At 62.3% G+C, this 25,115-nt stretch carries 27 protein-coding genes; 13 read left to right on the top strand and 14 right to left on the bottom strand.

Annotation, left to right across the window (positions count from 1 at the left end; all coding sequences use genetic code 11):
* Nucleotides 1–117: 117 nt before the first annotated feature.
* The 5 genes from folD to ABH900_RS03460 all read left to right on the top strand — a co-directional run bounded on the left by folD (nucleotide 118) and on the right by ABH900_RS03460 (nucleotide 6,418).
* Nucleotides 118–996, top strand: a complete 879-nt coding sequence (folD, locus tag ABH900_RS03480; RefSeq protein WP_313439717.1) for a bifunctional methylenetetrahydrofolate dehydrogenase/methenyltetrahydrofolate cyclohydrolase FolD — start codon at nucleotides 118–120, stop codon at nucleotides 994–996.
* Nucleotides 997–1,669: 673 nt separating this feature from the next.
* Nucleotides 1,670–3,127 carry an IMP dehydrogenase gene (gene guaB, locus ABH900_RS03475; RefSeq protein ID WP_406752810.1) on the top strand — a complete coding sequence of 486 codons (1,458 nt, stop codon included), beginning with the start codon at nucleotides 1,670–1,672 and terminating at the stop codon, nucleotides 3,125–3,127.
* A gap of 107 nt (nucleotides 3,128–3,234) precedes the next feature.
* Complete coding sequence (locus ABH900_RS03470; protein WP_429621429.1) at nucleotides 3,235–3,714, top strand: hypothetical protein; 480 nt, start codon at nucleotides 3,235–3,237, stop codon at nucleotides 3,712–3,714.
* Entirely contained in the window at nucleotides 3,711–5,276 is a 1,566-nt protein-coding gene (guaA, locus tag ABH900_RS03465; protein ID WP_005413109.1) for a glutamine-hydrolyzing GMP synthase, read from the top strand. Before ABH900_RS03470 ends, guaA begins: the two co-directional genes overlap by 4 nt.
* A 164-nt stretch (nucleotides 5,277–5,440) precedes the next feature.
* Nucleotides 5,441–6,418, top strand: coding sequence for a hypothetical protein (locus ABH900_RS03460; protein WP_429621297.1), 978 nt, complete (start codon nucleotides 5,441–5,443; stop codon nucleotides 6,416–6,418).
* A 66-nt stretch (nucleotides 6,419–6,484) separates the two neighbouring features.
* On the opposite strand, the gene ABH900_RS03455 is transcribed toward ABH900_RS03460, so the two are convergent.
* The 4 genes from ABH900_RS03455 to ABH900_RS03440 form a co-directional block, all read right to left on the bottom strand.
* Nucleotides 6,485–7,849, bottom strand: a complete 1,365-nt coding sequence (locus ABH900_RS03455) for a reverse transcriptase domain-containing protein (RefSeq protein WP_429621295.1) — start codon at nucleotides 7,847–7,849, stop codon at nucleotides 6,485–6,487.
* Entirely contained in the window at nucleotides 7,846–8,445 is a 600-nt protein-coding gene (locus ABH900_RS03450) for an SLATT domain-containing protein (RefSeq protein WP_429621293.1), read from the bottom strand. The genes ABH900_RS03455 and ABH900_RS03450 overlap by 4 nt, the downstream gene beginning before the upstream one ends.
* A gap of 289 nt (nucleotides 8,446–8,734) precedes the next feature.
* Nucleotides 8,735–9,091: a hypothetical protein gene (locus ABH900_RS03445; protein WP_429621291.1), complete on the bottom strand. Its 357-nt coding sequence runs from the start codon at nucleotides 9,089–9,091 to the stop codon at nucleotides 8,735–8,737.
* Nucleotides 9,092–9,639: 548 nt separating this feature from the next.
* Entirely contained in the window at nucleotides 9,640–10,563 is a 924-nt protein-coding gene (locus tag ABH900_RS03440; protein ID WP_429621289.1) for a LysR family transcriptional regulator, read from the bottom strand.
* 97 nt (nucleotides 10,564–10,660) lie between these two features.
* Here ABH900_RS03440 and ABH900_RS03435 point away from each other — a divergent pair, with 97 nt between their 5' ends.
* Complete coding sequence (locus ABH900_RS03435; protein ID WP_429621287.1) at nucleotides 10,661–11,500, top strand: type 1 glutamine amidotransferase domain-containing protein; 840 nt, start codon at nucleotides 10,661–10,663, stop codon at nucleotides 11,498–11,500.
* A 38-nt stretch (nucleotides 11,501–11,538) separates the two neighbouring features.
* Here the strand turns inward: ABH900_RS03435 and ABH900_RS03430 are convergent, their stop codons facing one another.
* Nucleotides 11,539–12,915, bottom strand: a complete 1,377-nt coding sequence (locus ABH900_RS03430) for a hypothetical protein (RefSeq protein WP_429621285.1) — start codon at nucleotides 12,913–12,915, stop codon at nucleotides 11,539–11,541.
* A 166-nt stretch (nucleotides 12,916–13,081) separates the two neighbouring features.
* Here ABH900_RS03430 and ABH900_RS03425 point away from each other — a divergent pair, with 166 nt between their 5' ends.
* Nucleotides 13,082–13,561 carry a tetratricopeptide repeat protein gene (locus ABH900_RS03425; protein ID WP_429621283.1) on the top strand — a complete coding sequence of 160 codons (480 nt, stop codon included), beginning with the start codon at nucleotides 13,082–13,084 and terminating at the stop codon, nucleotides 13,559–13,561.
* Between the two features lie 61 nt (nucleotides 13,562–13,622).
* Here ABH900_RS03425 and ABH900_RS03420 read toward each other — a convergent pair whose 3' ends face one another.
* Entirely contained in the window at nucleotides 13,623–14,456 is an 834-nt protein-coding gene (locus tag ABH900_RS03420; protein ID WP_429621281.1) for an enoyl-CoA hydratase/isomerase family protein, read from the bottom strand.
* A 103-nt stretch (nucleotides 14,457–14,559) separates the two neighbouring features.
* Between ABH900_RS03420 and ABH900_RS03415 the strand changes: the two genes are divergently transcribed.
* Together ABH900_RS03415 and ABH900_RS03410 are read left to right on the top strand one after the other, a co-directional pair.
* A complete protein-coding gene (locus ABH900_RS03415; protein ID WP_429621279.1) occupies nucleotides 14,560–14,934 on the top strand; it encodes a winged helix-turn-helix transcriptional regulator in 375 nt (124 codons plus the stop codon).
* 146 nt (nucleotides 14,935–15,080) lie between these two features.
* On the top strand, nucleotides 15,081–15,863 hold the full coding sequence (locus tag ABH900_RS03410; RefSeq protein WP_429621277.1) for a 3-hydroxybutyrate dehydrogenase: 783 nt from the start codon (nucleotides 15,081–15,083) through the stop codon (nucleotides 15,861–15,863).
* On the opposite strand, the gene ABH900_RS03405 is transcribed toward ABH900_RS03410, so the two are convergent.
* Both ABH900_RS03405 and ABH900_RS03400 read right to left on the bottom strand, forming a co-directional pair.
* Nucleotides 15,860–16,624: a COG4705 family protein gene (locus ABH900_RS03405; RefSeq protein ID WP_429621275.1), complete on the bottom strand. Its 765-nt coding sequence runs from the start codon at nucleotides 16,622–16,624 to the stop codon at nucleotides 15,860–15,862. The two genes, ABH900_RS03410 and ABH900_RS03405, sit on opposite strands and share 4 nt — an antisense overlap.
* Before the next feature lie 97 nt (nucleotides 16,625–16,721).
* Nucleotides 16,722–17,099: a DUF4180 domain-containing protein gene (locus ABH900_RS03400; RefSeq protein WP_429621273.1), complete on the bottom strand. Its 378-nt coding sequence runs from the start codon at nucleotides 17,097–17,099 to the stop codon at nucleotides 16,722–16,724.
* 146 nt (nucleotides 17,100–17,245) lie between these two features.
* On the opposite strand from ABH900_RS03400, the gene ABH900_RS03395 reads away from it, so the two are divergent.
* Entirely contained in the window at nucleotides 17,246–18,532 is a 1,287-nt protein-coding gene (locus ABH900_RS03395) for an alpha/beta hydrolase family protein (protein WP_429621271.1), read from the top strand.
* A gap of 25 nt (nucleotides 18,533–18,557) precedes the next feature.
* Here the strand turns inward: ABH900_RS03395 and ABH900_RS03390 are convergent, their stop codons facing one another.
* From ABH900_RS03390 to ABH900_RS03375, 4 genes are read right to left on the bottom strand one after another with little or no spacing between them, the layout of a single operon-like run.
* Nucleotides 18,558–19,574: a DUF6896 domain-containing protein gene (locus ABH900_RS03390; RefSeq protein WP_429621269.1), complete on the bottom strand. Its 1,017-nt coding sequence runs from the start codon at nucleotides 19,572–19,574 to the stop codon at nucleotides 18,558–18,560.
* 50 nt (nucleotides 19,575–19,624) lie between these two features.
* Nucleotides 19,625–20,083 (bottom strand): SRPBCC family protein, encoded by a 459-nt coding sequence (locus ABH900_RS03385; RefSeq protein WP_429621267.1) that lies wholly within the window; start codon nucleotides 20,081–20,083, stop codon nucleotides 19,625–19,627.
* Nucleotides 20,084–20,085: 2 nt separating this feature from the next.
* A complete protein-coding gene (locus ABH900_RS03380) occupies nucleotides 20,086–20,418 on the bottom strand; it encodes an ArsR/SmtB family transcription factor (RefSeq protein WP_429621265.1) in 333 nt (110 codons plus the stop codon).
* A 10-nt stretch (nucleotides 20,419–20,428) separates the two neighbouring features.
* On the bottom strand, nucleotides 20,429–20,884 hold the full coding sequence (locus tag ABH900_RS03375; RefSeq protein WP_429621263.1) for an SRPBCC family protein: 456 nt from the start codon (nucleotides 20,882–20,884) through the stop codon (nucleotides 20,429–20,431).
* Between the two features lie 165 nt (nucleotides 20,885–21,049).
* On the opposite strand from ABH900_RS03375, the gene ABH900_RS03370 reads away from it, so the two are divergent.
* Nucleotides 21,050–21,574: a GNAT family N-acetyltransferase gene (locus tag ABH900_RS03370; RefSeq protein ID WP_429621261.1), complete on the top strand. Its 525-nt coding sequence runs from the start codon at nucleotides 21,050–21,052 to the stop codon at nucleotides 21,572–21,574.
* Between the two features lie 12 nt (nucleotides 21,575–21,586).
* Here the strand turns inward: ABH900_RS03370 and ABH900_RS03365 are convergent, their stop codons facing one another.
* Nucleotides 21,587–22,042 (bottom strand): MarR family winged helix-turn-helix transcriptional regulator, encoded by a 456-nt coding sequence (locus tag ABH900_RS03365; protein ID WP_429621259.1) that lies wholly within the window; start codon nucleotides 22,040–22,042, stop codon nucleotides 21,587–21,589.
* A 31-nt stretch (nucleotides 22,043–22,073) separates the two neighbouring features.
* Nucleotides 22,074–22,277 carry a hypothetical protein gene (locus ABH900_RS03360; RefSeq protein WP_429621433.1) on the bottom strand — a complete coding sequence of 68 codons (204 nt, stop codon included), beginning with the start codon at nucleotides 22,275–22,277 and terminating at the stop codon, nucleotides 22,074–22,076.
* Between ABH900_RS03360 and ABH900_RS03355 the strand changes: the two genes are divergently transcribed.
* On the top strand, nucleotides 22,188–23,210 hold the full coding sequence (locus ABH900_RS03355) for an FAD-dependent oxidoreductase (protein WP_429621427.1): 1,023 nt from the start codon (nucleotides 22,188–22,190) through the stop codon (nucleotides 23,208–23,210). The two genes, ABH900_RS03360 and ABH900_RS03355, sit on opposite strands and share 90 nt — an antisense overlap.
* Nucleotides 23,211–23,306: 96 nt before the next feature.
* A complete protein-coding gene (locus tag ABH900_RS03350) occupies nucleotides 23,307–25,076 on the top strand; it encodes an oleate hydratase (protein ID WP_429621257.1) in 1,770 nt (589 codons plus the stop codon).
* The last annotated feature ends 39 nt before the right edge of the window (nucleotides 25,077–25,115 follow it).

The raw sequence follows: 25,115 nt of genomic DNA, 5'->3' as shown, positions 1-25,115 counted from the left end.
TCAGAGCCCTTTGCCTGTGGCAAAGGGATCCGACCTCATCGGGATCCGATCCTGCGGTGGGCGAGGGCGCGTGAATCGGGGACAATAGCGTCCCCGCCGCCCCACGCCTGCCCCCCGATGACCGATTCCGCCCCCCAGCTTCCTGCCCGCATCCTCGATGGCCGCCGCATCGCCGAGGACCTGCTCGACAGCCTGAAGGTGCGCGTCGACGCCCGCGTGGCCGCCGGTGGCAGCCGTCCGGGCCTGGCCGTGGTGCTGGTCGGTGGCGACCCGGCTTCGACCGTGTACGTGCGCAACAAGCGCCGTGCCGCCGAGAAGGTCGGCATCGAAGCACATGACTACGATCTGCCGGCCGGCACCAGCGAGGCCGAGCTGCTCGACCTGATCGACCAGCTCAACGCCGATCCGAAGATCAACGGGATCCTGATCCAGCTGCCGCTGCCGGGCATCCCCGACGCGCGCCGGCTGATCCAGCGAATCGACCCGCGCAAGGACGTGGACGGCTTCCACCCGGAAAACGTCGGCCACCTGGCCCTGCGTGAGTTCGGCCTGCGCCCGTGCACCCCGCGCGGCATCACCACGCTGCTGGGCCACACCGACCAGCCGGTGCGTGGCCGCAACGCCACCATCGTGGGCGTGAGCAACCACGTCGGCCGCCCGATGGGCCTGGAGCTGCTGATTGCCGGTTGCACGGTGACCAGCTGCCATAAGTTCACCCCCAAGGACGTGCTGGAACAGGCCGTGCGCAACGCCGACATCCTGGTGGTGGCGGTGGGCCGCCCAGGGATCGTGCCGGGCGAGTGGGTGAAGCCGGGCGCGGTGGTGATCGACGTGGGCATCAACCGGTTGGATGACGGCCGGTTGGTGGGCGATGTTGGGTTTGAGGCCGCCGCCCAGCGGGCGAGCTGGATCACCCCGGTGCCGGGTGGTGTGGGCCCGATGACCGTGGCCACGCTGATGCAGAACACGCTGGAAGCAGCAGAAGCGCTGAGCTGACCTGCGGTTTGGGATATCTGCCGTTGGTGGGTGCCAACCTTGGTTGGCACACATCCGTCGGGGCCATCGGCCCATCTGGGGTGCCGGTGCCGGACAGGTCGTGCCAACCAAGGTTGGCACCTACCACGGCAATCCAAGGTGGCTTGGATGCCCCGCATGATCCGCTCCTGGTAGGTGCCAACCTTGGTTGACACACATCCATGAGGGCCATCGGCCCATCTTGGGTGCCGGTGCCGGACGGGTCGTGCCAACCAAGGTCGGCACCCACCCAAGGTAATTGCCGGGTGGTTTGGATGCCCCGCATGATCCGCTCCTGGTGGGTGCCAACCTTGGTTGGCACAGGCAGGCAGAGGCCTTGGCTCTATCTGGGGTCCAGGTGCCGGATGGATTGTGCCAGCCAAGGTTGGCACCCACCCAAAGCAATCCAGTGTGGCTTGGATGCCGAGCATTACCCGCTCTTGGTGGGTGCCAACCTTGGTTGGCACAAACAGGGAGAAGCCCTGGCCCCATCTGGGCTCCAGGTGCCGGATGGATTGTGCCAACCAAGGTTGGCACCCACCCAAGCCCGCCTGAACCAATCACCGCCCGCGCGACACTGCGTCGCATCTACCCCCTGCCGCACGGCGCGAAAACAGGGTAAAATGTCGCGCTTCCCCACATCTCGGGTATGCCGATGCTGCGCATCCAGGCTGAAGCACTCACTTACGACGACGTCTCGCTCGTCCCCGCCCATTCGACCATCCTGCCCAAGGACGTCAACCTCGAAACGCGGTTGACTCGCGACCTGAAGCTGAAGCTTCCGATCCTGTCCGCAGCCATGGATACCGTCACCGAAGCCCGCCTGGCCATCGCCATGGCCCAGCTCGGCGGCATGGGCATCATCCACAAGAATCTCAGCCTGGAACAGCAGGCCGCGGAAGTGGCCAAGGTCAAGAAGTTCGAGGCCGGTGTCATCCGCGACCCGATCACCGTCGGCCCGGAAACCACCATCCGCGACGTGCTGGCCCTGACCCAGGCGCACAACATCTCCGGCGTGCCGGTGGTGGGCAGCGACGGCCAGCTGGCCGGCATCGTGACCCACCGCGACATGCGCTTCGAGACCGAGCTGGACGATCCGGTCCGCCACATCATGACCAAGAAGGATCGCCTGATCACGGTCAAGGAAGGCGCGGCCAGCGATGAAGTGCTGCACCTGCTGCACCGCAACCGCATCGAAAAGGTGCTGGTGGTCAATGATTCGTTCGAACTGCGTGGCCTGATCACCGTCAAGGACATCCAGAAGAACACCGACTTCCCGAACGCTGCCAAGGATCTGTCGACCCGCCTGCTGGTCGGCGCTGCCGTCGGCGTGGGTGGTGATACCGATCGCCGCGTGGAAGCGCTGGTCGCCGCCGGTGTGGACGTGATCGTGGTCGATACCGCGCACGGCCATTCGCAGGGCGTGCTGGACCGCGTCAGCTGGGTCAAGAAGAACTTCCCGAACGTGCAGGTCATCGGTGGCAACATCTGCACCGGTGAAGCCGCACTGGCGCTGCTGGACAGCGGCGCGGACGCGGTCAAGGTCGGCATCGGCCCGGGCTCGATCTGCACCACCCGCGTCGTCGCCGGCGTCGGCGTGCCGCAGGTCACCGCCATTGATCTGGTGGCCGAAGCGCTGCAGGACCGCATCCCGCTGATCGCCGACGGTGGCATCCGCTACTCGGGCGACATCGGCAAGGCGCTGGCCGCCGGTGCCTCGACCATCATGGTCGGTGGCCTGCTGGCCGGCACCGAGGAATCGCCGGGCGAGACCGAGCTGTACCAGGGCCGTTCGTACAAGAGCTACCGCGGCATGGGTTCGCTGGCTGCGATGGAGAAGGGGTCGAAGGACCGCTACTTCCAGGACGCCGCCACCGCCGACAAGCTGGTGCCGGAAGGCATCGAAGGCCGCGTGCCGTACCGCGGCCCGGTGGGCGGCATCATCCACCAGCTGATGGGCGGCCTGCGCGCCACCATGGGCTACGTGGGCTGCGCCACCATCGAAGACATGCGCAGCAAGCCCAAGTTCGTGAAGATCAGCGGCGCCGGCCAGCGTGAGAGCCACGTCCACGACGTGACCATCACCAAAGAGCCGCCGAACTACCGCGCCTGATGCGCTTGCGAACTGCTCTTGCGATTACGGGCAGCCTGCTGATGGCAGGCTGTTCGTTGTCCGAACCGCCGCCGCGCTCCGGGTCTCCGGGCGCGGCGGTTTCGCAATTGCAGGACGTGCAGGCATGCCAGAACGCGTTCTCGCTGCCAAAGGGCTGGCAGATGCAGGCCGCTGGCGAGCAACGCTGGCTGCTGAAAGGCACCGGCGAGCGCCCGCTGCAGGTCACCTTGCAGTGCGTTACCACGCTGGGTGACAGGCTTGAAGATCCTGTGGTCATTGCAGAGCTGGGCCCGCTGGAGCCCAAGCGAATGAGCGTGCAGTGGGCTTTCTGGGGCAACGCCGTGGATTCCGGTTACCCGATGCATGCCATGCAACGGCGCATCGTGCCCGGCACCGAAGTGCAGGAAATCGCCGAGCTGCCGCGCGCCGACCGCGCCAACCCCAACGCATCGCACGGCCTGCTGATGCTGCGCTGGGACGAGGAAGACACCTCACATATTCAACAACGCGAGGCGTTCATCGCCACGCTGACGCAGAGCCTTGAAGCGCCGGGCGCTGCGAAAAACACCACTGGAACGGCACCATGACCAACATCCATAACGACAAGATCCTCATCCTCGATTTCGGCGCGCAGTACACGCAGCTGATCGCCCGCCGCATCCGCGAGCTGGGCGTCTACTGCGAAATCTGGGCCTGGGACCACAACCCGGCCGAGATCGCCGCGTTTGGCGCCAAGGGCATCATCCTGTCCGGTGGCCCGGAATCAACCACGCTGCCGGGCGCGCCCGCCGCGCCGCAGGAAGTGTTCGACAGCGGCCTGCCGATCTTCGGCATCTGCTACGGCATGCAGACCCTGGCCGCGCAGCTGGGCGGTGCCACCGAAGCGGCGGATCAGCGCGAATTCGGCCACGCCGAAGTGAACGTGATCAACCCGGATGCGCTGTTCAAGGGCCTGAGCGACCACGGCGGCGAGCCGAAGCTGAATGTCTGGATGAGCCACGGCGACCACGTCTCCGTTGCACCGCCGGGCTTCACCATCACCGCCACCACCGACCGCATTCCGGTGGCTGCCATGGCCAACGAAGAAAAGCGCTGGTACGGCGTGCAGTTCCACCCGGAAGTGACCCATACCCTGCAGGGCCAGGCGCTGCTGCGCCGCTTCGTGGTGGACGTGTGCGGCTGCCAGACCCTGTGGACTGCCGCCAACATCATCGACGACCAGATCGCCCGCGTGCGCGAACAGGTGGGCGATGACGAAGTGATCCTGGGCCTGTCCGGCGGCGTCGATTCGTCCGTGGTGGCTGCGCTGCTGCACAAGGCCATTGGCGAAAAGCTGACCTGCGTGTTCGTGGATACCGGCCTGCTGCGCTGGCAGGAAGGCGACCAGGTGATGGCGATGTTCGCCGAGCACATGGGCGTCAAGGTCGTTCGCGTGAATGCCGCGGACCGCTACTTCGCCGCGCTGGAAGGCGTGAGCGACCCGGAAGCCAAGCGCAAGATCATCGGCAACCTGTTCGTTGAGATCTTCGACGAAGAGTCGAACAAGCTGAAGAACGCCAAGTGGCTGGCGCAGGGCACCATCTACCCGGACGTGATCGAGTCGGCTGGCAGCAAGACCGGCAAGGCGCATGTGATCAAGAGCCACCACAACGTGGGCGGCCTGCCGGAGCATATGAAGCTGGGCTTGGTGGAACCGCTGCGCGAGCTGTTCAAGGACGAAGTGCGCCGCCTGGGCGTCGAGCTGGGCCTGCCACGCACCATGGTCTACCGCCATCCGTTCCCGGGCCCGGGCCTGGGCGTGCGTATCCTGGGCGAAGTGAAGCGCGAATACGCCGAGCTGCTGGCCAAGGCCGATGCCATCTTCATTGATGAGCTGCGCAAGGCGGACCTGTACGACAAGACCAGCCAGGCGTTTGCCGTGTTCCTGCCGGTGAAGTCGGTGGGCGTGGTGGGTGATGCGCGGGCTTATGAGTGGGTGATTGCGCTGCGGGCCGTGGAGACGATTGATTTCATGACCGCGCATTGGGCGCATCTGCCGTATGAGTTCCTGGGGACGGTGAGCAACCGGATCATCAATGAGTTGCGGGGGGTGTCGCGGGTTGTTTATGACATCTCGGGGAAGCCGCCGGCTACTATTGAGTGGGAATGAGTTGAAAGAACGAGGGCGCCGAGAGGCGCCCTTGTTGTTTACATGGTTTCGTGGATACATTTCGAAAATGTTCTAAAGTGGAAAGGACTTGGGCGATCCAGAACTTCGGGCAAGTCCTGGCGGGGATTGCGGATCGAACACGAGCTAGGAGAAAGGGGTTTAGGATGCAGCATCCCCACGAATTATTATTGGCGATCGCAAATTCTCGAGGAGGCGTTCAGAAAAAGGCTCGATTGATGATCTTCCGTGCGGAAGGAGGGGCATATCCGTTCGGTACTTTTTTCTGTGAGGACGGCTTCTTTCATGCGGATGAAGATATCGCGTTTTCTGTCGTAAAGTGCGGCGGATGGAGGTCGGTTGCCGATGAATTGCCATTTTCGGAATTTGCATGGGCATCTCCCGCGCAAGTTCGAATATTGGGGTCATTACTATTCTGTCAGGTGATTGACGAAGCCTGGGTGCGGCTGTACCCAGTAATTGGTCGGCATTTGGTTTTGGAGCCGGACGAACTCGATCTGGCGGACGTTAATGTCGTCCAGTTGATCAGATCTCGTATTTTGAATTCTTCGGATTTCCTATTGAATCCGAACGGAACTGCAGGTACTCCCGCATCCATTGGTGGTGCGAGATATGATCTGCTGAGCTCGGAATCCGTAGCGATGAGCAGATTTCCAAGCTCATATCGTAGTATCGATCCGAGAAATCTCGTTCTTATGCGCGGCATTCAGGCGCTGGTGAAGTCTGACATGCTTGGGTGCCATCAGGAGTTTGGCGAGGAGTCCGTCCTCTCCATTTATATCGCGATGGATGCTTCGTTCTCCCTGATCCAGAGGGAGCTAATCAAGGCAGGGAACCCAAATCCCTCCGCGAACGACGCCGCTAGATGGTTGCACAGAGTCTTTGACGAACCCTATGGCTTTGATGCACCTGGTGATTTTGAGAAGTATCTTGGTGAGTTCTATGAGAGCAGGATATCTGCAATACATCCGGCCAGTCGCTTTGGGGACTGTCCATTCCCTCCGGCGATTTGGGGTGATGCGATTCATCTAAGATCTATTCTTCGTCAGGTTTTTTCCTGTCTTGTGCATGGAGCGCATTTTGATGACTTTGATTCTGCGGTTTCAAGGTTTCATCGCGCGTGATTTAGTGTCTAGGGACTGAAGGAGCAATTGATAATTAATTATCAATTACATGAGATTTTAGGAATTCTAGTACGTGTGCACGATGTCGGACTCCAAGTCTCTCACTGCCTTTGTAATTTTTAAAGTGAGGAGTCGGTCTACTTTCTCGTCTGACATTGCGGCTACGCGCTCTCCAAGCCACATTGATAGGCGCTCGCGCTTCTGTGCGGCGCTAAGATTGTCGAAGTTTGGGATGTAGCTCCCAGCCTCCAGGCTCTTTCCGCTGAGCTCATAGTATGTCTTGATAAGGGACTTGGGTTTGAATTTATCCTTTAGCCCAAAGCGATTCATTAGCTTGGAGATTGTCCAGTTTACGGCGCGTAACTGTGATGTTTCTGTGATCTGTGAAAAATAGCAAACCCATCCGAGTCTTTTGTTGTTGAAGGTGCATCCCGTGATTCTTAGGTTTATTTTCCACTTGCAGTATGCGAGGGCTCTGGATCTCTCGGCATCGCTCCGGGCTGCTGAGGCCTTGTGCTTGTAGGCTGTAAGAATTTTTGCAATTGAAGATTCAAATCTCAGTATGCTCTCGCGTCGAATTCGAATTCGATTGCTGCTGATGAGGTAGCCTAAAAAGCTGAACTCTTGGCTTAGTTTATCTATCTTTGTTTTTGAGTCTCCTCCTGGCTCATGGGCCTTGAGGCCCATTTTCTTAAGCCTAGTGATGATCTCACTGGCGGTCGGTGCTGCCTGATCATTTGACGTCAGAATGAGTATGTCGTCGACGTATCTGCAATACCAGATTCCTTCAATCGAATTGAAGTGTTTATCTACTTCAATCATTGATATCTCGGCCAGTAGATTGGAAACTGCGAGGCCTTGGGGCACACCTATTGTGGTAGGCTTTAGGCCCTTCGATGTTTTTGATTCTGGCACTGTCGGTGTCGTGATGGCACTTCGGATTAGAGATCGAATTTCGATTCTCCTGATTCTCTTCCAAGTGCTTCCAAGAACTAGCTTGTGCGGAATGGATGGATAAAATCCTTGAAGGTCTATCTTCGCGAACTCGGAGAATTCGCCGGATGATAGTTTCCCCTTGAGTGTCTCGATTGCGATGTGGGGCAATTTAAGCTTGGATTCGGGATAGACGTCGCCCAAGCATTCGCAAAGTGCGCGCAATGTTATACGGTCTCGGACGGTTGGAATTGAAATTTGTCGCGGCTTTGAGTTGTAGCCTTTTGATATGAGCTTCTCTTTATAGGCCGTAAATTTGTACTTACCTTGGATGATCTTTGAATGAATTAACGAAATTTCATCCCCGAGTCTTTCTCCTAGGGTCGAAGGCTTTACTCGGTCGATTCCGATGGCTGAAGACTTTGATATGCGCTCCGCGTATATCTCGATCAAGTGATCCTTCGAGAACCTGGCTCTGAAACTCTCAGGGGCCTTCATTGGCAAGTATCCATTGCGCAGTACGCTGCAATTAAAGGGGTGGCATAGAGGCTGATTATCAATATGTACCTAAGTATTATTGATGCGATGCCTCTTGCGTACTCAATTTTAGTGGGAATTCTGCTTGTCAGACCAGTGGATAACACCCGCGCCAAGATGTCATCCATTGATGTATGATTCTCGCTGTCCCTGAGCAGTCCGGCGTACAAAGCTTGCTCTGCGAGAGTTGGACCGGTTGGCTGGATGTCGTTGTAAAGTTTCTGCAAATGCAAGTAGTTCCCTCGCATCAGCATGGCACGGCCTCTGAAATCCCTGTTCGTTACAGATAGTGAGATTGCTAGCAGGCCAATTGAAAGTATGGCGCCCAATATGTCGGTGTTATCGCCAAGTATAGTTGGATATCTGATGCTCAGAATGGCTAGGATCGAGCTCAGAATTGCGTACCAGACCAAAAGGAGTTGCGAATGGAAATCCATTCGCTCCAATCGTTCGTGAGCTTTTATTCGAGCCTTGTAGGTGAACCAGATCTTGTCCCTCACGACCCTCTCCAAGAAAAAGAAAAGAGGGGGCAGGGAGTCTTGGTTACCGTTGAACATCCCAAAGGATCAGTAGGCCGGAGCCCAACAGCCGAAGCTGTTACTTATTAGTGCCGCCCTCGCCTAGGCGAGAGGAAATGCCTGCCCCCGAGGCCGATCTTACGGTTAAACCTTCTGAATAGGAAGATGGGTGCCCAAGCCAAAGTGGGGCGGGCATATGGTGCGATCACTCGGCCTAAGCTGCCATAGTCGGGGGCATCTAGGACGCTTGCCTACTCCTACAGCTATTGCAAATGAAGTGAACCTCATATCGTCGGTAATCGTGGCATGGGGCAGATGAGCGCCACACCTACTCCGGCCTAATCTCCCGACAACCCCACTCAACCAACCCCCGACAAGCTAGAAACAACCCATCAACAACCCCCTCATCCAAATGCCGCTCTGGATCCGCTGCCACCCGGCAGCGGTCTGCCGCGTGTAGCAGCTCGAGCACCGTCAGCGCCCCCACCATCGCGCGCTCGGTCCTCGCCAGGCTCACGCGGCGGCCGGGTGACACATCGGTTTCTGGCCAGGGATGCCCATCTGCACCCTCGCAGCCGCGCATGCGCTTAAGGATGCCGAGGAGGTAGTTCAGGTCGGGCAGGGGGGTGTCGTCGTTGATGGGTTCAACAACGGTGTACGAAGAGAAGGTGTCGGATTCGTTCATGGCGTCGGCTTCCGTGGCTGTGCTTAACAGCGCCACCGCGAAGGGTGGCGGACGATGCGTGGCTGCAAACCGGAAGAAGCGATGTCATAAGACCGGCGGGCCCGAGGGCCCCCACGCACCGCCCGCCATACAGGCCGACGGATTGCCCGCCGGCACCGGTTAAGGACGGTGCCGACGGGCAAGCGCAAACTACAGACATCGCTTTCTTCGGGTTTGCAGACCCGACCACCCTTTGTCGGTGGCGCGCCATGGTGTTTACGCCGCCGCTTCGAATTCCAATAGAAATTCGCGAAGGAGTCGCGGAATCCGAGAGCGAAGAACTATTGTTGCATGCACCATTCGTGCAGCACGCGACACCGCCAGACGTATTCGCGCAGCTGCTCTGTTGATTGCGATTCCGAATGACGCAAGCGCCCGCGCCACAAGCGAATAGCGCGACGGCCTTCTTTGCAACAGTTCTTAGATCGCCTCAGCAGGCAATGGCGCCCAATCAGCCGCACGCCCCGAAAATCGGTTCAAACACGACACCGCCAGCCAGCATCCCAGCCTCATCCAGCACCATCCCCAGAACCAACGGCATTCCCCACTAGCAACTCAATCATCGCTCGCGCCGCCGCCGACTGACGCCGATGCGGCGCATAGATCACCGAGAACGGCCTCGACCGCCCCCGCAGCTGCGGCAGCACCTCCACCAGCTCCCCGCGCTGCATCCGCTCGCGCACGATGAATTCATAGCTCTGGCAGATACCGATGCCCTGTTCGGCCAGCGACACCACGCCCAGCACATCGTCGGAGGTCTCGATGGACGAACGCGGCAGCCAATCCACGTCGCGTCCGCCGTCGCGGAAGATCCACGGCGCCAGCCGCCCGGTACGCGGCATCACGAAGGGCAGGCACAGGTGCTGCTGCAGGTCGTCCAGCGTCTGCGGCGTGCCGCGGCGCTGCAGGTAGTCCGGCGCGGCTACCAGCAGCAGTGGGGCGTCTTCCAGCTTCCGCCCCACCAGCCCGCTGTCCGGCAGCTGGCCCAGGCGGATGGCCAGGTCGAAGCCTTCGGCCACCAGGTCCACGTTGCGGTTGGTGATGTTCAGTTCCACCTGCACCTGCGGGTACTGCTGCGCAAAGCGCGCCAGCACGGGCGGCAGCCGGTAGTGGCCATAGGTGGTTGGCACGCTCAGGCGCACGCGGCCGGCCAGTGCACCTTCCTGGGCCAGTACATCGCGCTCGGCGTCGTCCAGCAGGCCGAAGGCGGTGCGCACCTGTTCCCGATAGAGCCGCCCGGCGTCGGTCAGGCCCACGCGGCGGGTGGTCCGCTGCAGCAGCTGCCGGCCCAGCCGCGCTTCCAGCCGGGTGACCGCGCGGCTCAGCACCGAGGGCGTGGTGGACAGCGCCACCGCGCCGGCCGTGAACGAGCCGTGCTCGACCACCGCCAGGAACACCTCCACATCGCCCAGGTAGTCGAACTTGCGGCTCATTTAGCTCTCCGGGGAACAGATGTTTTGCGGTGAGGCCAATTTATCGCCGCTGGAGCGATGAATAAAGTGGCCGCCATTCCCCGATAGGAGCGACCCCATGAACCTGATGACCCGGCTGGCCGCAGCGCTGGCCCTGACCCTGGCCGCCACCGGCGCGCAGGCCGCCAACGTGCTGGTGGTGCTGTCCGACGAAATCCACCTTGACCTGAAGGATGGCAAGGTGCTGTCCACCGGCTTCTATCTCAACGAGCTGATGCAGCCGGTCAAGCTGCTGCTGGACGCAGGCCACGAGGTGACCTTCGCCACGCCGCAGGGGCGGGCGCCGACGGTGGATGCATCCTCGGTGACGCCGGCGTACTTCGGCAGCGATGCCGCACAGCTGAAACTGCACAAGGACCTGCTGGAGAAACTGGCACTGACCTCGCCGACGGCCTCGCCGGTGGGCAGCCTGGCGCGCATCGAGCAGCAGGGGTATGCGCGGTTCGATGCGGTCTACATTCCCGGTGGCCACGCGCCGATGCAGGACCTGCTGAAGAACCCGGCGCTGGGCCGGCTGCTGGCCGACTTCCATCAGCGCAACAAGACCACCGCGCTGGTCTGCCACGGGCCGATCGCGCTGCTGTCCACGCTGACGGATGCTGCGGGTTTCGTGGCAAAGCTGGAAGCCGGTGCGATGCCGGCCACGCCGAAGTGGATCTACAGCGGCTACCAGATGACGGTGATCAGCAACCAGGAAGAAGAGCAGGCCAAGCCGCTGTTGGGCGGCGGTGAGATGAAGTTCTACCCGCAGACCGCGTTGCAGCGGGCGGGGGCGAAGTTCAGCAGCAACACTACGCCGTGGAAGGGGCATGTGGTGGTGGATCGTGAGCTGATTACGGGGCAGAACCCGGCTTCGGCGCTTGAGGTGGGGCAGCGGTTGGTGGAGCGGTTGAAGTGATGGGGAGGTGAGGAAGAGCATCGACGCGTGGCGTGGATCTACCGGCAGCTTGGCCTGCCGCCGGTGACGCAGCTCTCTTGCCAGTGTTGCCAAGCCTTGGTGTCGATGCCGGCTTTCAGCGCGATGGCTTGAAGCTCTGGCCAGTTCTTCGGCGAAGTCGAGGCCAGCAGCCCGCGCATGAAGGCCTGCATCTTCGCCTCACCCACCTGCTTCTCCAGCGAGAGCAGCAGCAAGGGGGCATAGGCGTAGCGATACATCTCACCCAGGTCCGAGCTGCCGTCGATCGCATCGAACGCCGGCAGCGGCGTACTCAGTTTGTTGACGGCCGCCTGCAACCCCGCAACATAGCGGTCGGCCGCCGCATCACCACTGATTCCCCGCAGCGCCTTGATCGACAGGAACTCGGCGCTGGATTCCAGCAGCACCCAGAAATACGGCCCCTGCGGACGGTTGAGCGTGCCGAAGTAGTAATGGCCCATTTCGTGCGCGATGTACTGCACACGTCGCTCGGCACTCTCGCCACCGGCCAGCAGTGAATCGGCCACGTTGACGATGCTGCCGCTCATGGCGATGGTTGGCCAGGTGGCAAAGCCCCATTCGCTGCCTTCGCGATCGCGCTCGATCTGGTTGAGCGTGACCATGCGCAGGAAGGTAGGGCGGTCGACCAGCGGCACGCCCATGTAGCGGCTGTGCACGTCGGCTACCTTCTGCACCGTGCTGGATAATGCATCGACCTTGGCTGTGGGCAGCGTCTCATTGAGAATCGTGACCTGCGCGGTGCGGGTAGTCGGGCCGCTGCCACCGAACAACAGGATCGGCCGCGCGGTGTCGCTGCGGAATCGCCCCTGCGCGCCTTCGATGGCCGGGCTGCCGTTGAGATACAGGAAGCGGCAGCCGGCGCAGTCTACCTGCAGGTCGTAGCGGCTCTGGCTGCTGCGCACGCGGGCCTTGGGGTCGAACGCTTGCGGCAGCCATGCGGACTGTTCGGTGAAGCGGGCGCTGTCGCCGTTGAAGGCCATCATGCCTTTGAAGTCGCCCAGGGCGTCGTGCTTCGGGTACAGCGGGAACGCGCCGACGTACTGCACGCAGATCTTGGCGATGGGCTCGGCAAGGGTGTAGACGCGCGCTTCGCCATCCACGCCCGGGGCGTACCAGCCATCGAACCCGACGGGCTTGCCCTCGCCATCGATCACCTGCGCGACGTTCAGACCGGCGTTGAGTACGAAGTGGCCCTGTGCGTTGGCAGGGGAATTGGACAGGCATACATCGCCTTCCACCCGGCCGGTCGCGATATCCAGTCGTACGCTGCCTGTGGTGAGCGGCGTGGCCACTTGCGCGGTCGGCGCGGCTTGGCTGATGGCAGGGGCGAGCAGTGCGGCGACAACGGCGGGCAGCAGGGCCTTGCAGGGGTTCATCGAGCCATCCTTGGGTGGATTGCGCTGACTATAGGACCAAGGCCGGTGGGCGCGAAGTGCCTTCTGGTCACCCGGCCTTGTGGGGCTGGCGGAATGCCCTGGCGTGGTGCAGGCATAATGCCAACGGGACGAAAGGATGCCCGCGAACAGGAAGGACGCCTGCGCCATGACTGACATGCCAACCCAGCTCACGACCGACTTCGATGCGGTGCTCGACCGCGGTGACATTACCGAGGCGCGGCGGCTGTTGGCCCCCCATCTTGCGCGCGGATGTGCCGAGGCGTTGTTTCTCTCTTCTTCGATTCCTGCTGGGGACGGCGACGCACTTGCCGAGGCGGACAGCTTCGCGTCCATCAGACAGGCTGCAGAGAAGGGTTACATCCCGGCGACCTACGCGGTGGGGGTGCGGCTGCTGTTGGGTGATGCCGTTGAGCAGGACGCCACGCGGGCGGCCGCGCACTTTGAACTGGCGTCGGAGGCCGGCTATTCACCGGCCATGTACGAGTTTGGCCTGGCGCTGTTCCATGGCAAGGGTGTTGCCAGGGATGTGCCCCGTGCGGTGTACCTGATCCGCGCCTCGGCGCAGGCTGGGAATGAGTACGCCAGGGAGTTCCTGCTGGCGTACTCATTGGACGTGGGCACTTAGGGAGCGGATGCGGCGGGCGGTGAAGTTAGACGAGCTGCTCACCTGGGCCGACGTGGCGCCGCTACGCTTCCAACTGGCGAAGCAGCGCCTCCAGATTCCTTTCGCCGCCTTTGGTTTGCGCGCCTGCCTTGAGCCCGCCCCGAATGAGATTTTCGGCCGCAGGGCGCGCGAAAAGTCCTGCCCATGCGTCGTGTTCGCGACGAAAGCCCTCCCGCAGGTCTGTCATCGGCACTGCCTTCTTGGCCGCGGCGATGACGCCTTCGGGCAACGCTGCGATGTTGCGCGCCAATCGATCGACGAAACCGTCGAGCTCTGCCGCAGGCAACGCGCGGTTGATCCATCCATAACGCTCCGCGGTTGTCGCATTGACGACATCGGCGCCCAGGATCACTTCAAGCGTGCGACCGCGCGTCATCCGGGTAGATAGATACTGAGTAGCCCCGCCCCCGGGCGTGATGCCCATCAACGCCTCGCACTGGGCAAGTCCCGATCGGCCATCTGCGGCAAATACCATGTCGGCCGCTGAAATGAATTCGGCGCCTCCGCCGCGCGCCAATCCGGCCAGCTTGACGACCGTGACCTGAGGCTGTTCCCGCAGCAGTTCACCGAACGCCTGGAACGGATTGAGGCCTTCTAGAGCGTCGAGGACAAAATCGTCGAACGCGTGCGGCGCGTCGATCAATGCCATGTCGACATGGGCAATGAAGAACTCTGGGTCTGCACTCTGGAACACCAGCACGCGAGTACTTTGATCGTCACGAACCGAGAGTAGGAAGCGGCGTATCTCGCTCATCAGCGCAACGTCGAGAACGTTCACCGGCGGGTTGTCGATCGTGATCGTGGCGACGCCATCCGCGCTGGAAATGCGAAGCCTGCTGAATTCTGTTGCTGTCATCTGGATTCTCCTGGGCCGGGCGTGCTGTTGACCTGATGGTATTCTTTGCATACCTAGCGTCAATTACGCACCTGAAGCATCCCAGGGATGCTGGAGGATACCGATGGATGAGACTGACCCGATCTACCGCGCCGACTGTCCGAGTCGCGTGATCCTCGACCAGATCGCCGACAAATGGTCGATGATGGTGCTGGCGGTGTTGCACGAGCCGCGTCGCTTCAATGCGATCAAACGCCGACTTGATGGTGTCACCCAGCGCGTGCTGACGCAGACGCTGCGAAAGCTGGAACGCAACGGCATGGTGACGCGCAGGGTTCTGGAGGGCAGCGTGCTGGGCGTGGAGTATGCGTTGACGCCGCTCGGTCGATCATTGCAGGAGCCGTTCTCGATACTGTTCAATTGGACGGTAGAAAACATGGAGCGGATTCAGGATTGCCAGCGCAGCTATGACGCGCGTGCGGATCCGGCCATTTCCTGAATGATGGCGGCGAGGGGGCATTGGGCGAGTTGCCGACATCCGTTCGTACCGTATGGCGCAGGCGCGTTTCCGTCCTGGCGCTGACATGACCTCCACGCGTGGACTGGAAGCTACACTGGCTGCCCACGCCCGATGGAAGCTCGCCCATGTTCAATGGAAAAGTTGCGGTAGTTACCGGCTCCACCAGCGGTATCGGTCTTGGCATCGCCACCGCCCTGGCGCGGCAAGGCGCCGACATCGTGCTGAATGGATTCGGCGATGCGACGGAGATCGACCGTATCCGTTCCAATCTGGAGGCCGAGTTCGGCGTGCGGGTGGCGCATGACGGCGCCGATCTGTCCCGTGGCGAGGCGGTGCGGGAAATGATCACCCATGCCGTCGCGACGATGGGGCGCATCGACATCCTGGTGAACAACGCAGGCATCCAGCACACCGCGTCGATCGAGGAGTTTCCTGTCGAGAAGTGGGATGCGATCCTGGCGTTGAACCTGTCGGCGGTGTTCCATGCAACGGCAGCGGCCTTGCCGCACATGAAGCGGCAGGGCGCCGGCCGCATCATCAACATCGCGTCGGTGCACGGGCTGGTTGGCTCGGTGAACAAGTCGGCCTATGTGGCGGCCAAGCATGGCGTGGTGGGGTTCACCAAGGTTACCGCGCTGGAGAATGCAGGCATGGGCATCACCGCCAATGCCATCTGCCCGGGCTGGGTGCGAACCGCGCTGGTCGAGCAGCAGATCACCGCGTTGGCGGAGAAGGAGGGTGCGGATCAGGAATCTGCGGCGCGCGCGTTGCTGGCCGAGAAGCAGCCTTCATTGCAGTTTGTGACGCCCGAGCAACTGGGGGAAATGGTGGTGTTCCTGGCCTCGGACGCCGCCGCCCAGATCACCGGCACGGCGCTGCCGGTGGATGGGGGCTGGACGGCCCGTTAGTTTGCCGGTTGCGCGCGCCGCTGCAGCATCGGCAGCGCGACCAGTGTGACCAGGATGGTGAACAGCACCAGCGACGAGCCCACCGTGCCGAAGCCCAGGCCGCCCTTTTCCAGCGGCTTGGTGAGCAGGTCGCCGAAGGTGGCGCCGAACGGGCGGGTGAGCACGAAGGCGATCCAGAACAGCACCACCCGATTGATGCCCTTGATACGGCTGGCCAGGGCGGTAAGCGCGATGAGGCTGCCGATCAGCAGTGCGCCGCCGGTGAAGCCCAGCCCGGAATCGTCGGCGAGGAAGTCGCCCAGCGCGGTGCCGAGCGTATTGGAGAACAGCACGGCGGTCCAGTAGAAACCTTCGGCGCGGCGCGATTCAATGTTGCTGACCGAGATCGATTTTTCCGACACCCGCCAGGCCAGCAGCACCAGCGCCAGGCAGCCGGCCAGCAGGCTGGCGCCGGTGGCGTAGCCAAGGCCCAGGGTGCGGTCGAGCAGGTCGGACATGGTGGTGCCGGCGGTGCTGGTGGCCAGCACCACCGACCAGAACAGCACCGGGTGGAATCGCCGTGCAGACAGCTGCAGGGCCAACAGGCCGGCAAAGATCGTCAACAGGATGGCCGAGCTGGCCACGTAGCCGAGGTTGAGCGTCATCGACAGCAGGTCGCCGGCGGTCTCGCCGAGGGTGGTGGCGGCGATCTTCATCACCCAGAAGCCGAGGGTGACCGCCGCCACTTTGCTGTGCAGGGAATCTGCGTCTGAAGCACTCATCGAATGTCGCCTGGGGAGTCTGCCGGTGATGCTGTGGCGGGCGGCGTCGGAGTGCAGTCGGAACGGGGTTCGGTGCGGGTGAGCGTGGTGGTGGCGTTCAGCCGGCGCTGGCCGATGCCGGCAGGCGGGCCAACAGGGTGTCCCAGTCGGCGACGAAGCAGCCGTCGCGGCCGCGGTTGCACTCGGTGATCCACGCGTCCAACGACGCGCTCTGCGCGCGGTAGGCGCTGACGTCACCCACCACGGCGAAGCGCAGGCGGTAGTTCACCAGCATCTGCAGCCACTGACCGGCCATGCCGGAGCGCAGCTCGAAGAAGTCGGCCGACAGGCGTTGCACCGGTATGGCGATCCACTCGGCCTGATGCCCGAGGGCGTCGCCGACCAGGTCGCGCAGGGCGTTGCCATTCAGCAGGGGGCCTGTGTCGGCGCTGCGCAGGATGCGAGTGCTGCCGATCTGTTCGAGATGGGTGTGCATGGTGTGCTCTGAAGTCCGTATCGTCCGCCCAGTATGGCCGTGGAAGGGGAGCGACAGCGAGCGGTTGCAGCATGAATCTGGCGAGTGGACGCGCTAGGCTGCGCCCGGCACCTGCGCAACGCGGGTTCACTGCAATGGGGAAGGGCATGGCAGGGTGGAAGAATCGTTCGTTGTTGATGGCGGTGCTGGTGTGTTCGAGTCTGCCGGCTACAGCCGGCGAGCTGTGCACGGTCAGTGCCTACGGTGACGGGCAGGGCAACATCGTGGTGCTGGGTGCTCCCGCTGCGGCACCGGCCACGGGTCAGCGCTATCTGATGCTGGACGGGCGACGTGGCGCCACAGGCGATGCCGGCGCACCGGTGAGCTGCAGTGGCGATGTGGTCAGCTTAAGTTCGCCTGCGGGAGCCACGCAGCGCTGGCAGCGACTGCAGACCCGCGATACCGATGCAACTTTCATCAGTGCGGGTACCACGCTGGTTGGGCAGTTGATCGAGCCAGCTGGCCCGCCCGACCCGACGCGGCCGCTGGTGGTGCTGGTGCACGGCTCGGAACGCACGATGGCGGTGGCGGCGATCTACCAGCGCATGCTGGTGGCGCAGGGGATTTCGGTGTTTGCTTACCAGAAGCGTGGCACCGGCGATTCGGAAGGCGAGTACACGCAGAACTTCGAGCTGCTGGCCGACGACGCTGCGGCGGCACTGGCGAAGGCGCGCGCGCTGGCAGCGGGGCGTTTCGGTCGAGCTGGGTACTTCGGTGGCAGCCAGGGCGGTTGGATCGCGCCGTTGGCCGCCACGCGTTCGCAGGCGGATTTCGTGGCGATCGGCTTCGGGCTGGTGGTGTCGCCCATCGAGGAGGACCGCGAGCAGCTGCTCGACGAGGCGCAGCGCATGCAGCTGGATGCGGCGGCGTTGGCGCAGGTCGGGCAGCTTTCAGACGCGACCGCGCAGTTGATGCGCACGCATTTCAATGAAGGGTTCGAGGCGCTGGCCAAGGTGCGTACGCAGATCGGTGCCGCACCGTGGGCAAAGACGATCAGTGGCGAATACAGCGGTGACATGCTGCGCATGAGTGACGCTGACCTGCGCCGGATCGGTCGCGCGCGCTTCGACAACCTGGAGCTGATCTGGGACTACGACGCCGAGGCCGCGCTGCGCCGCCTGAAGGTGCCGTTGCTGTGGGTGCTGGCCGAGCAGGACCGGGCCGCACCGATTGCGGCCACCCGCACCATCCTGGGGCGCCTGCGCGGATCAGGGCAGCCGATCGAGACCTACCTGTTCCCGGATACCGACCACGGCATGGTCGAGTTCCGCACCGATGCCGAGGGCAACCGCGTTTCGACGCGGATCACCGACGGCTATCTGCGCCTGTTGGCCGATTGGATCAAGCGGGATGTGAGTGGGCGCTATGGGCGTTCGCGCAGTTTGGCGAAATGAAAGAATAGGGAGCCTCGAATGTGACCTATTCTGCTGAAGCAGGCGTGGTAGTTGATCTACGTCGTTTTCGCTCCCGAGCCATGCTTCTCACTACACTCTCTGCCATTCTTCCGGTGTCCAAGTAGTACACCTCGGCCGTTATTCTGTAATTTGAGAAGAACTCTGCAAGTTGACGATGTAGCTCCATTGCCCATCTCAATCTTTGACCATCCTGCGAGAAAAACGCTTCTAGAGCCTTGGCATCAGTGAGTAGATGGAAGACATTGTTTCGCAGAATTCTTAGGGAATTAGCGTGCTTCTTGAATAGGCTGTTCAGTTCGTCTAGCAGTGGAATCGCTTCCTGAAAAGAGTGATGGCGCCTTCTCTGAAGTAGTAGTCTTACCCCGATCGACTGAATGCCTTCCATTGTTGAGTGCAGATATCCCAGCCATGACAGGAGGTAGACGCGGAGTCCTATTCTCTTCAATCGGCTCAGTCCCTGATGCTTCTCTGCGTAACGGACGGTTGAATTGTAGTGTCCGAGCATCACGTCTGCTGAGAGAAAGCATTCAGAGTACAGGGTTAGTATCCTGTCCTGAGACTGGTGGGGCAGGCCACAGCCATCCGTCAGGACTCGATTTACATCCTGGTTCTTGCTGATTGCAATGTCAGCAACGTAATACAGGCCATAGGGGGCTTGAATTAGTTCACCTTTGATGATCCCATCTTTCAGCCATACTCCGAGCTCAGAGCGAGCCGAGGTTGGGTAGGCATCGCGCCTGCAGTCCAAGAAGCATTCAAGACGCCATCTGTCAAATCCAGTGATCTCTCCTTGATCTCCAAAGTCAAAATCAACTTGTCCGTCAGGTAGATCCAGCCAGATTCCGCGGCCATGCCTTTGGTAGCTCACACCTCCGACGAGCTTTCCCTCTCGGGGTTCGTTCCGAAGGGTCCACTCGTGGCTGCTATATGGCATTTCAATGCCAGATTCGCTCAGAATCTTTACTGCGTACGATACTTGCTTCTGATAGTCGCGAATGAGATTCGCGAAGGCTAGTTCCATGGTCTGTCGTCAATGATTGGCGATGTCTGATTCGGGTGAATCTATTCCGCTCATCTCGGCTTCGCAAACACATCCAACCCCTTGCCCGTTTCCAACAGCGACTTCAGGCTGGACAGCACGATCGGCCAGCCCTGGCGGATGCCGGTATCCATGCCGCTGCCCGGCTCCAGTTCGTCGTGGGTGACGGTCAGCCGCACCATGTCCTGGTAGGGCACGATGTCGAAGGTGACCTGGCTGTAGGCATCCGGATTGTCGGCCTGCGAGGCGGCGGCCCAGGTGATGACCAGGCGCGAGGGCGGGGTGCTTTCCACCACTTCGCCGACCAGCTCGACCGAGCGCGTTTCGTTGGCGCGTACATGCTGCCAGCGCGAGCCGGGTTGCCAGTCCGAGACGTTTTCGTGGCCCCAGTAGCGGCTGGCGATCTCGGGGCGGGTGATGGCCTCGAACACCTTCTGCGGTGTGGAAGCGATGTAGATCACATGGATGAAGCGGGTGGTCTCTGCGGACATCGTCATTCTCCTTCCAGTTCTCGTTTCAGGTCATGCAGCAGGCTCAGGCGCTGCTGCTCGAACTTGCGCACCCAGCGCTCGTAGACTTCATGCAACGGCACCGGGTTGATGAAGTGCAGCTTCTCGCGGCCACGGCGCACGGTGCTGATCAGGTTGGCGTCTTCCAGCAGGCCCAGGTGCTGGGTGACCGATTGCCGGGCCATGTCCAGGTGCTCGCACAGCTGGCCCAGCGTCTGGCCGTTGTCTTCGCAGAGCAGATCCAGCAGCGTCCGGCGCGATGGATCGGCCAGGGCCTTGAAGACCTTGTCTGCGTCGCGCACGTTGTCTACCGCCATGGGGAGGTCTTCAGTTCCAGTTGTCGATCCTGACGTCGTGTGGGTTGGGCTGGCCCTTGCCGGTCTCCAGCAGTGCCTTCAGGCTCATCAGGAACACCGCCCATTTGGTGCTGCAGTGGGAGGTGAACTCGATGCGCTCTTTCCAGCCTTCGTGGGTGAACAGGACGATGCAGTAGTCGCCTTCCTGTTTCAGCGCAAAGCGCACGTGGGTGCCGATCCATTCGGCAGGGCCGGCGAGGAACTGCCAGAGTACGAGCTCGCCGGGAATGAGCTGTTCGAGCTTCATTTCCATGGCGCCGATCTCCTGGCTGTTGCTCGTGAAACGCGCCTTGACCGTGCCGCCGACCTCGCGGTCGCCGTGGGTGTCTTCGGCCCACCGGGCCGCCACACCCTCAGGGGTGGCCAGGGATTGGTACACCTGGCTTGCTGGGGCCTTGATGCCGACCCTGTGTGCGATATCCACCATGGCAGGTTCCTCGCAGTGGGCGGGCAGGTGCCGTCCTTGGGGTGACTATATGCAGGCAGTTGCCTGCATGTAAAGTGCGATGGGCAGGCGCCGGATAGATACACTGGGCACTTGCCAGGCATGGTCTGGCACTACTGGATTTGCGGGACGTCAGGGAGTGCGTGCGTGACTGAAACTGGAAAGGACCTCTTGAACATCCGCCGCGCGGGCGTGGCGGATGCCCCTGCGGTGCTCGGGTTGTTTGACGAGGTGATTGAGTGGTTCATGGTCATCGGCAATCCGCAGCAGTGGGGCACTGAGGCGTGGTCGTCGATTCCGCGCCGGATCATCCAGGTGACCGATGCGTGCGCGCTGCCGGGGGCGTGGGTGGCACAGGATGAGCAGGGCCGGGTGCGCGCGTTCCTGGCCTTGGGCGAGGCCATGCCGTATGTGCCTGCGGCAACCGGGCCGGAGCTGTACGTGCGCGTGCTGATTGCTTCGCGCGATGCGCGGGTTCGCGGTATCGGCCGCCGCTTGATGATGTTCGCCGACGAGCAGGCACGCGCGGCGGGCGTGGAAGACCTGCGCGTGGATTGCTATGGCGGTGGCAGCGGCGAGCTGGTGCGTTTTTACGAATCGTGTGGTTACACGCGGCTGTCGACGTTCAACGTGGACGGCTGGCCGGGGCAGGTGCTGGGCCGCCGCCTGTGAGTTGGCGGCGTTTCAGTTCTCTGCGTCCTGCAGGGCCGCATGCAGTTTGTCGGTGATCTGCTGCAGTGCGGCCAGATCATCGGCTGAGAGATGATCGAGAAAATACTGGCGCACGCTGGCGACGTGGACTGGCCGCGCCTCCGCCAGTTGCGCGTGGCCCTCTGCCGTCATGCGAATCACCACTTTGTTGTCGCTGCCGGTATCGCGCTCGATCAGGCCACGGCCGGCCATGCGGGTGAGCTGGTGGGAGAGGCGGGTCTTGTCCCATTCCAGGTAGTCCAGCAGTTCGCGCTGGCGGCGGCAGCGGTCCTTGGCCTTGCCCAGTTCCATCAGCACGATGAAGTCGGCACTGGAGAGCCCGGTGCGGCGGGTGATGTCCTGGACGATGCGGCCGGAGGTGATCTCGGCCATGCGCCGGAAGCCGCGCCAGGCGGCCCACTCGTCGGGTGTGAGGGTGGGGGGAGTCATGGGCCAACGGTGCCCGGAGTTGGTTGACGTGTCAACCGGAACGTTCTATGGTTGATATGTCAACCACCAGGTAGGTCGCCCCATGTTGCAGCATCCCCGTATCGCCATCATCGGCGGAGGTCCCGCCGGCCTGACCGCTGCGCTCATCCTGCATCGGGGCGGCCACCGTGTGAGCGTGTACGAGGGCGAATCGTCCGGGCAGCAGCGCACCCAGGGCGGGACGCTGGATCTGCATGAGGATTCGGGCCAGGTGGCGTTGCAGCGCGCCGGTCTGCTGGAGGCGTTCCGCGCGGTGGCGCGCCATGAGGGGCAGGAGGAGCGGACGGGCGACCCGTGGACCGGGGAGATTGTCGCCGGTGGGTTCGGGCCGGAGGGAAGCATGGATAAACCGGAGATCGACCGCGGCGACCTGCGCCAGCTGCTGCTGGATGCGCTACCGGCCGGCACGGTGCAGTGGGGCCATTGCCTGACCGAGCTGGTGCTGGCCCAGGCAGGCCGTCACAGTCTTCGCTTTGCCAACGGTGTGCAGGCCGAGGCGGACATCGTGATCGGTGCCGATGGTGCGTGGTCGAAAGTGCGCGCTGCCTTGAGTGCGTGCCAGCCGTTGCCGACCGGCATCACGTTCTTCGAAGGATGGATCGAGCAGCCTGCGGCGGATATCGCGGCCATGGTGGGGCAGGGCAGCCTGTTCTGCTTTGGCGGTGAGGAGGCGCTGTTCGCGCAACGCAACAGCGGCGATCGTCTCTGCGTGTATGCGGCGCTGAAGCGCTCCCCTGATTGGCTCGATACGCAGATCACGCAGCAGGGCATGCGCACGCTGGTGATGGACAGCTATGGCCGGTGGGCGCCGAACCTGCGGCGCCTTCTGGAGGCGTGCACGGACTTCGTGCGGCGGCCGATCTACAGCTTGCCGGCGGATTTCCGCTGGGCACCGCGTGAGGGCGTGACGCTGATTGGTGATGCGGCTCACCTGATGCCGCCTGTGGGCGTGGGCGTGAACCTGGCGATGCTGGATGCGTCGGATGTAGCGATGGCGTTGTGCGCGCAGCCGGATGCTGTGAGCGCGATCCGTGACGCGGAGGCGGTGGTCTGCCAACGCGCCAGCGCAATGATGCCGGACGCCATCCTGGGCTTCCGGCGCTGGTTCACGCCGAACGTGGGGGCTTGAAGCGCCTGCGTCACTGCGTCGCAGCCTTGCTGCAGGACCTATGCCATCGGTTCGGCGCTAGAGTGGGGGCATACCCCATGCAGGAAGGAGACGCGCATGTACTACAGCAGTGGCAACTACGAGGCCTTTGCGCGCCCGCGCAAGCCGGCGGGCGTGGACAGCAAGACCGCCTGGTTCGTGGGCTCGGGCCTGGCCTCGTTGGCGGGTGCCGCATTCCTGGTACGCGATGGGCGCATGCCGGGCGAGCGCATCACCATTCTGGAACAGCAGCAGATTGCCGGCGGTGCGCTCGATGGCCTGAAGGTGCCGGAGAAGGGGTTCGTGATTCGCGGCGGCCGCGAGATGGAAGACCATTTCGAGTGCCTGTGGGATCTGTTCCGCTCGATTCCGTCGCTGGAGATTGACGATGCCAGCGTGCTGGATGAGTTCTACTGGCTGAACAAGGACGACCCGAACTATTCGCTGCAGCGTGCCACGATCAATCGCGGCGAGGATGCGCACACCGACGGACTGTTCACCCTGAGCGAGCAGGCACAGAAGGACATCATCGCGCTGTTCCTGGCCACCCGGCAGGAGATGGAGAACAAGCGCATCAACGAGGTGCTGGGCCGCGACTTCCTGGACAGCAATTTCTGGCTGTACTGGCGCACGATGTTCGCGTTCGAGGAATGGCACTCGGCGCTGGAGATGAAGCTGTACCTGCATCGCTTCATCCACCATATCGGCGGGCTGCCGGACTTCTCGGCGCTGAAGTTCACCAAGTACAACCAGTACGAATCGCTGGTGCTGCCGCTGGTGAAGTGGCTGCAGGCGCATGGCGTGCAGTTCCAGTACGGCACCGAGGTGAACGATGTGGACTTTGACCTTGCCGACGGGCGCAAGCAGGCCACGCGCATCCACTGGACGCGGGACGGTGTGGCTGGTGGCGTGGATCTTGGAAAGGACGACCTGCTGTTCATGACGATCGGTTCGCTGACCGAGAACTCGGACAACGGCGACCACCACACCGCTGCACGATTGAATGAAGGCCCCGCGCCGGCCTGGGACCTGTGGCGACGCATCGCCGCGAAGGACGCGGCGTTTGGGCGACCGGACGTGTTCGGCGCGCATGTACCGGAAACCAAGTGGGAATCGGCCACAGTCACCACGCTGGATGCGCGCATTCCGGCCTACATCCAGAAGATCGCCAAGCGCGATCCGTTCAGCGGCAAAGTGGTGACCGGCGGCATCGTCAGCGTGCGTGACTCGCGCTGGCTGATGAGCTGGACGGTGAACCGCCAGCCGCATTTCAAGAACCAGCCGAAGGACCAGATCGTGGTGTGGGTGTATTCGCTGTTCGTGGATACGCCCGGTGACTACGTGAACAAGCCGATGCAGGACTGCACCGGCGAGGAGATCACCCGCGAGTGGCTGTACCACCTGGGCGTGCCGGTGGAAGAGATCGACGAGTTGGCTGCGACGGGGGCGAAGACGGTACCGGTAATGATGCCGTACATCACCGCGTTCTTCATGCCGCGCCAGGCCGGCGACCGCCCGGACGTGGTGCCGGAGGGTGCGGTGAACTTCGCGTTCATCGGCCAGTTCGCCGAATCGAAGCAGCGCGACTGCATCTTCACCACCGAGTATTCGGTGCGCACGCCGATGGAAGCGGTGTACACCCTGCTGGGCATCGAGCGCGGTGTGCCGGAGGTGTTCAATTCCACCTATGACGTGCGCTCGCTGCTGGCCGCGACGGGGCGCCTGCGTGACGGCAAGGAGCTGGATATCCCTGGGCCGGCGTTCCTGCGCAACCTGCTGATGAACAGGCTGGACAAGACCCAGATCGGTGGCCTGCTGCGCGAGTTCAAGCTGGTGCAGGAGGACTGAGCAGGCAGGAGGGAGGCCGCCGGTGAGAGCATCGGCGGC

The sequence above is a fragment of the Stenotrophomonas sp. AN71 genome, from assembly GCF_050435725.1.
Classification (GTDB): Bacteria; Pseudomonadota; Gammaproteobacteria; order Xanthomonadales; family Xanthomonadaceae; genus Stenotrophomonas.
Note: the sequence above shows the minus strand (reverse complement) of the source record. Positions and strands in the feature narration are given on the sequence as shown.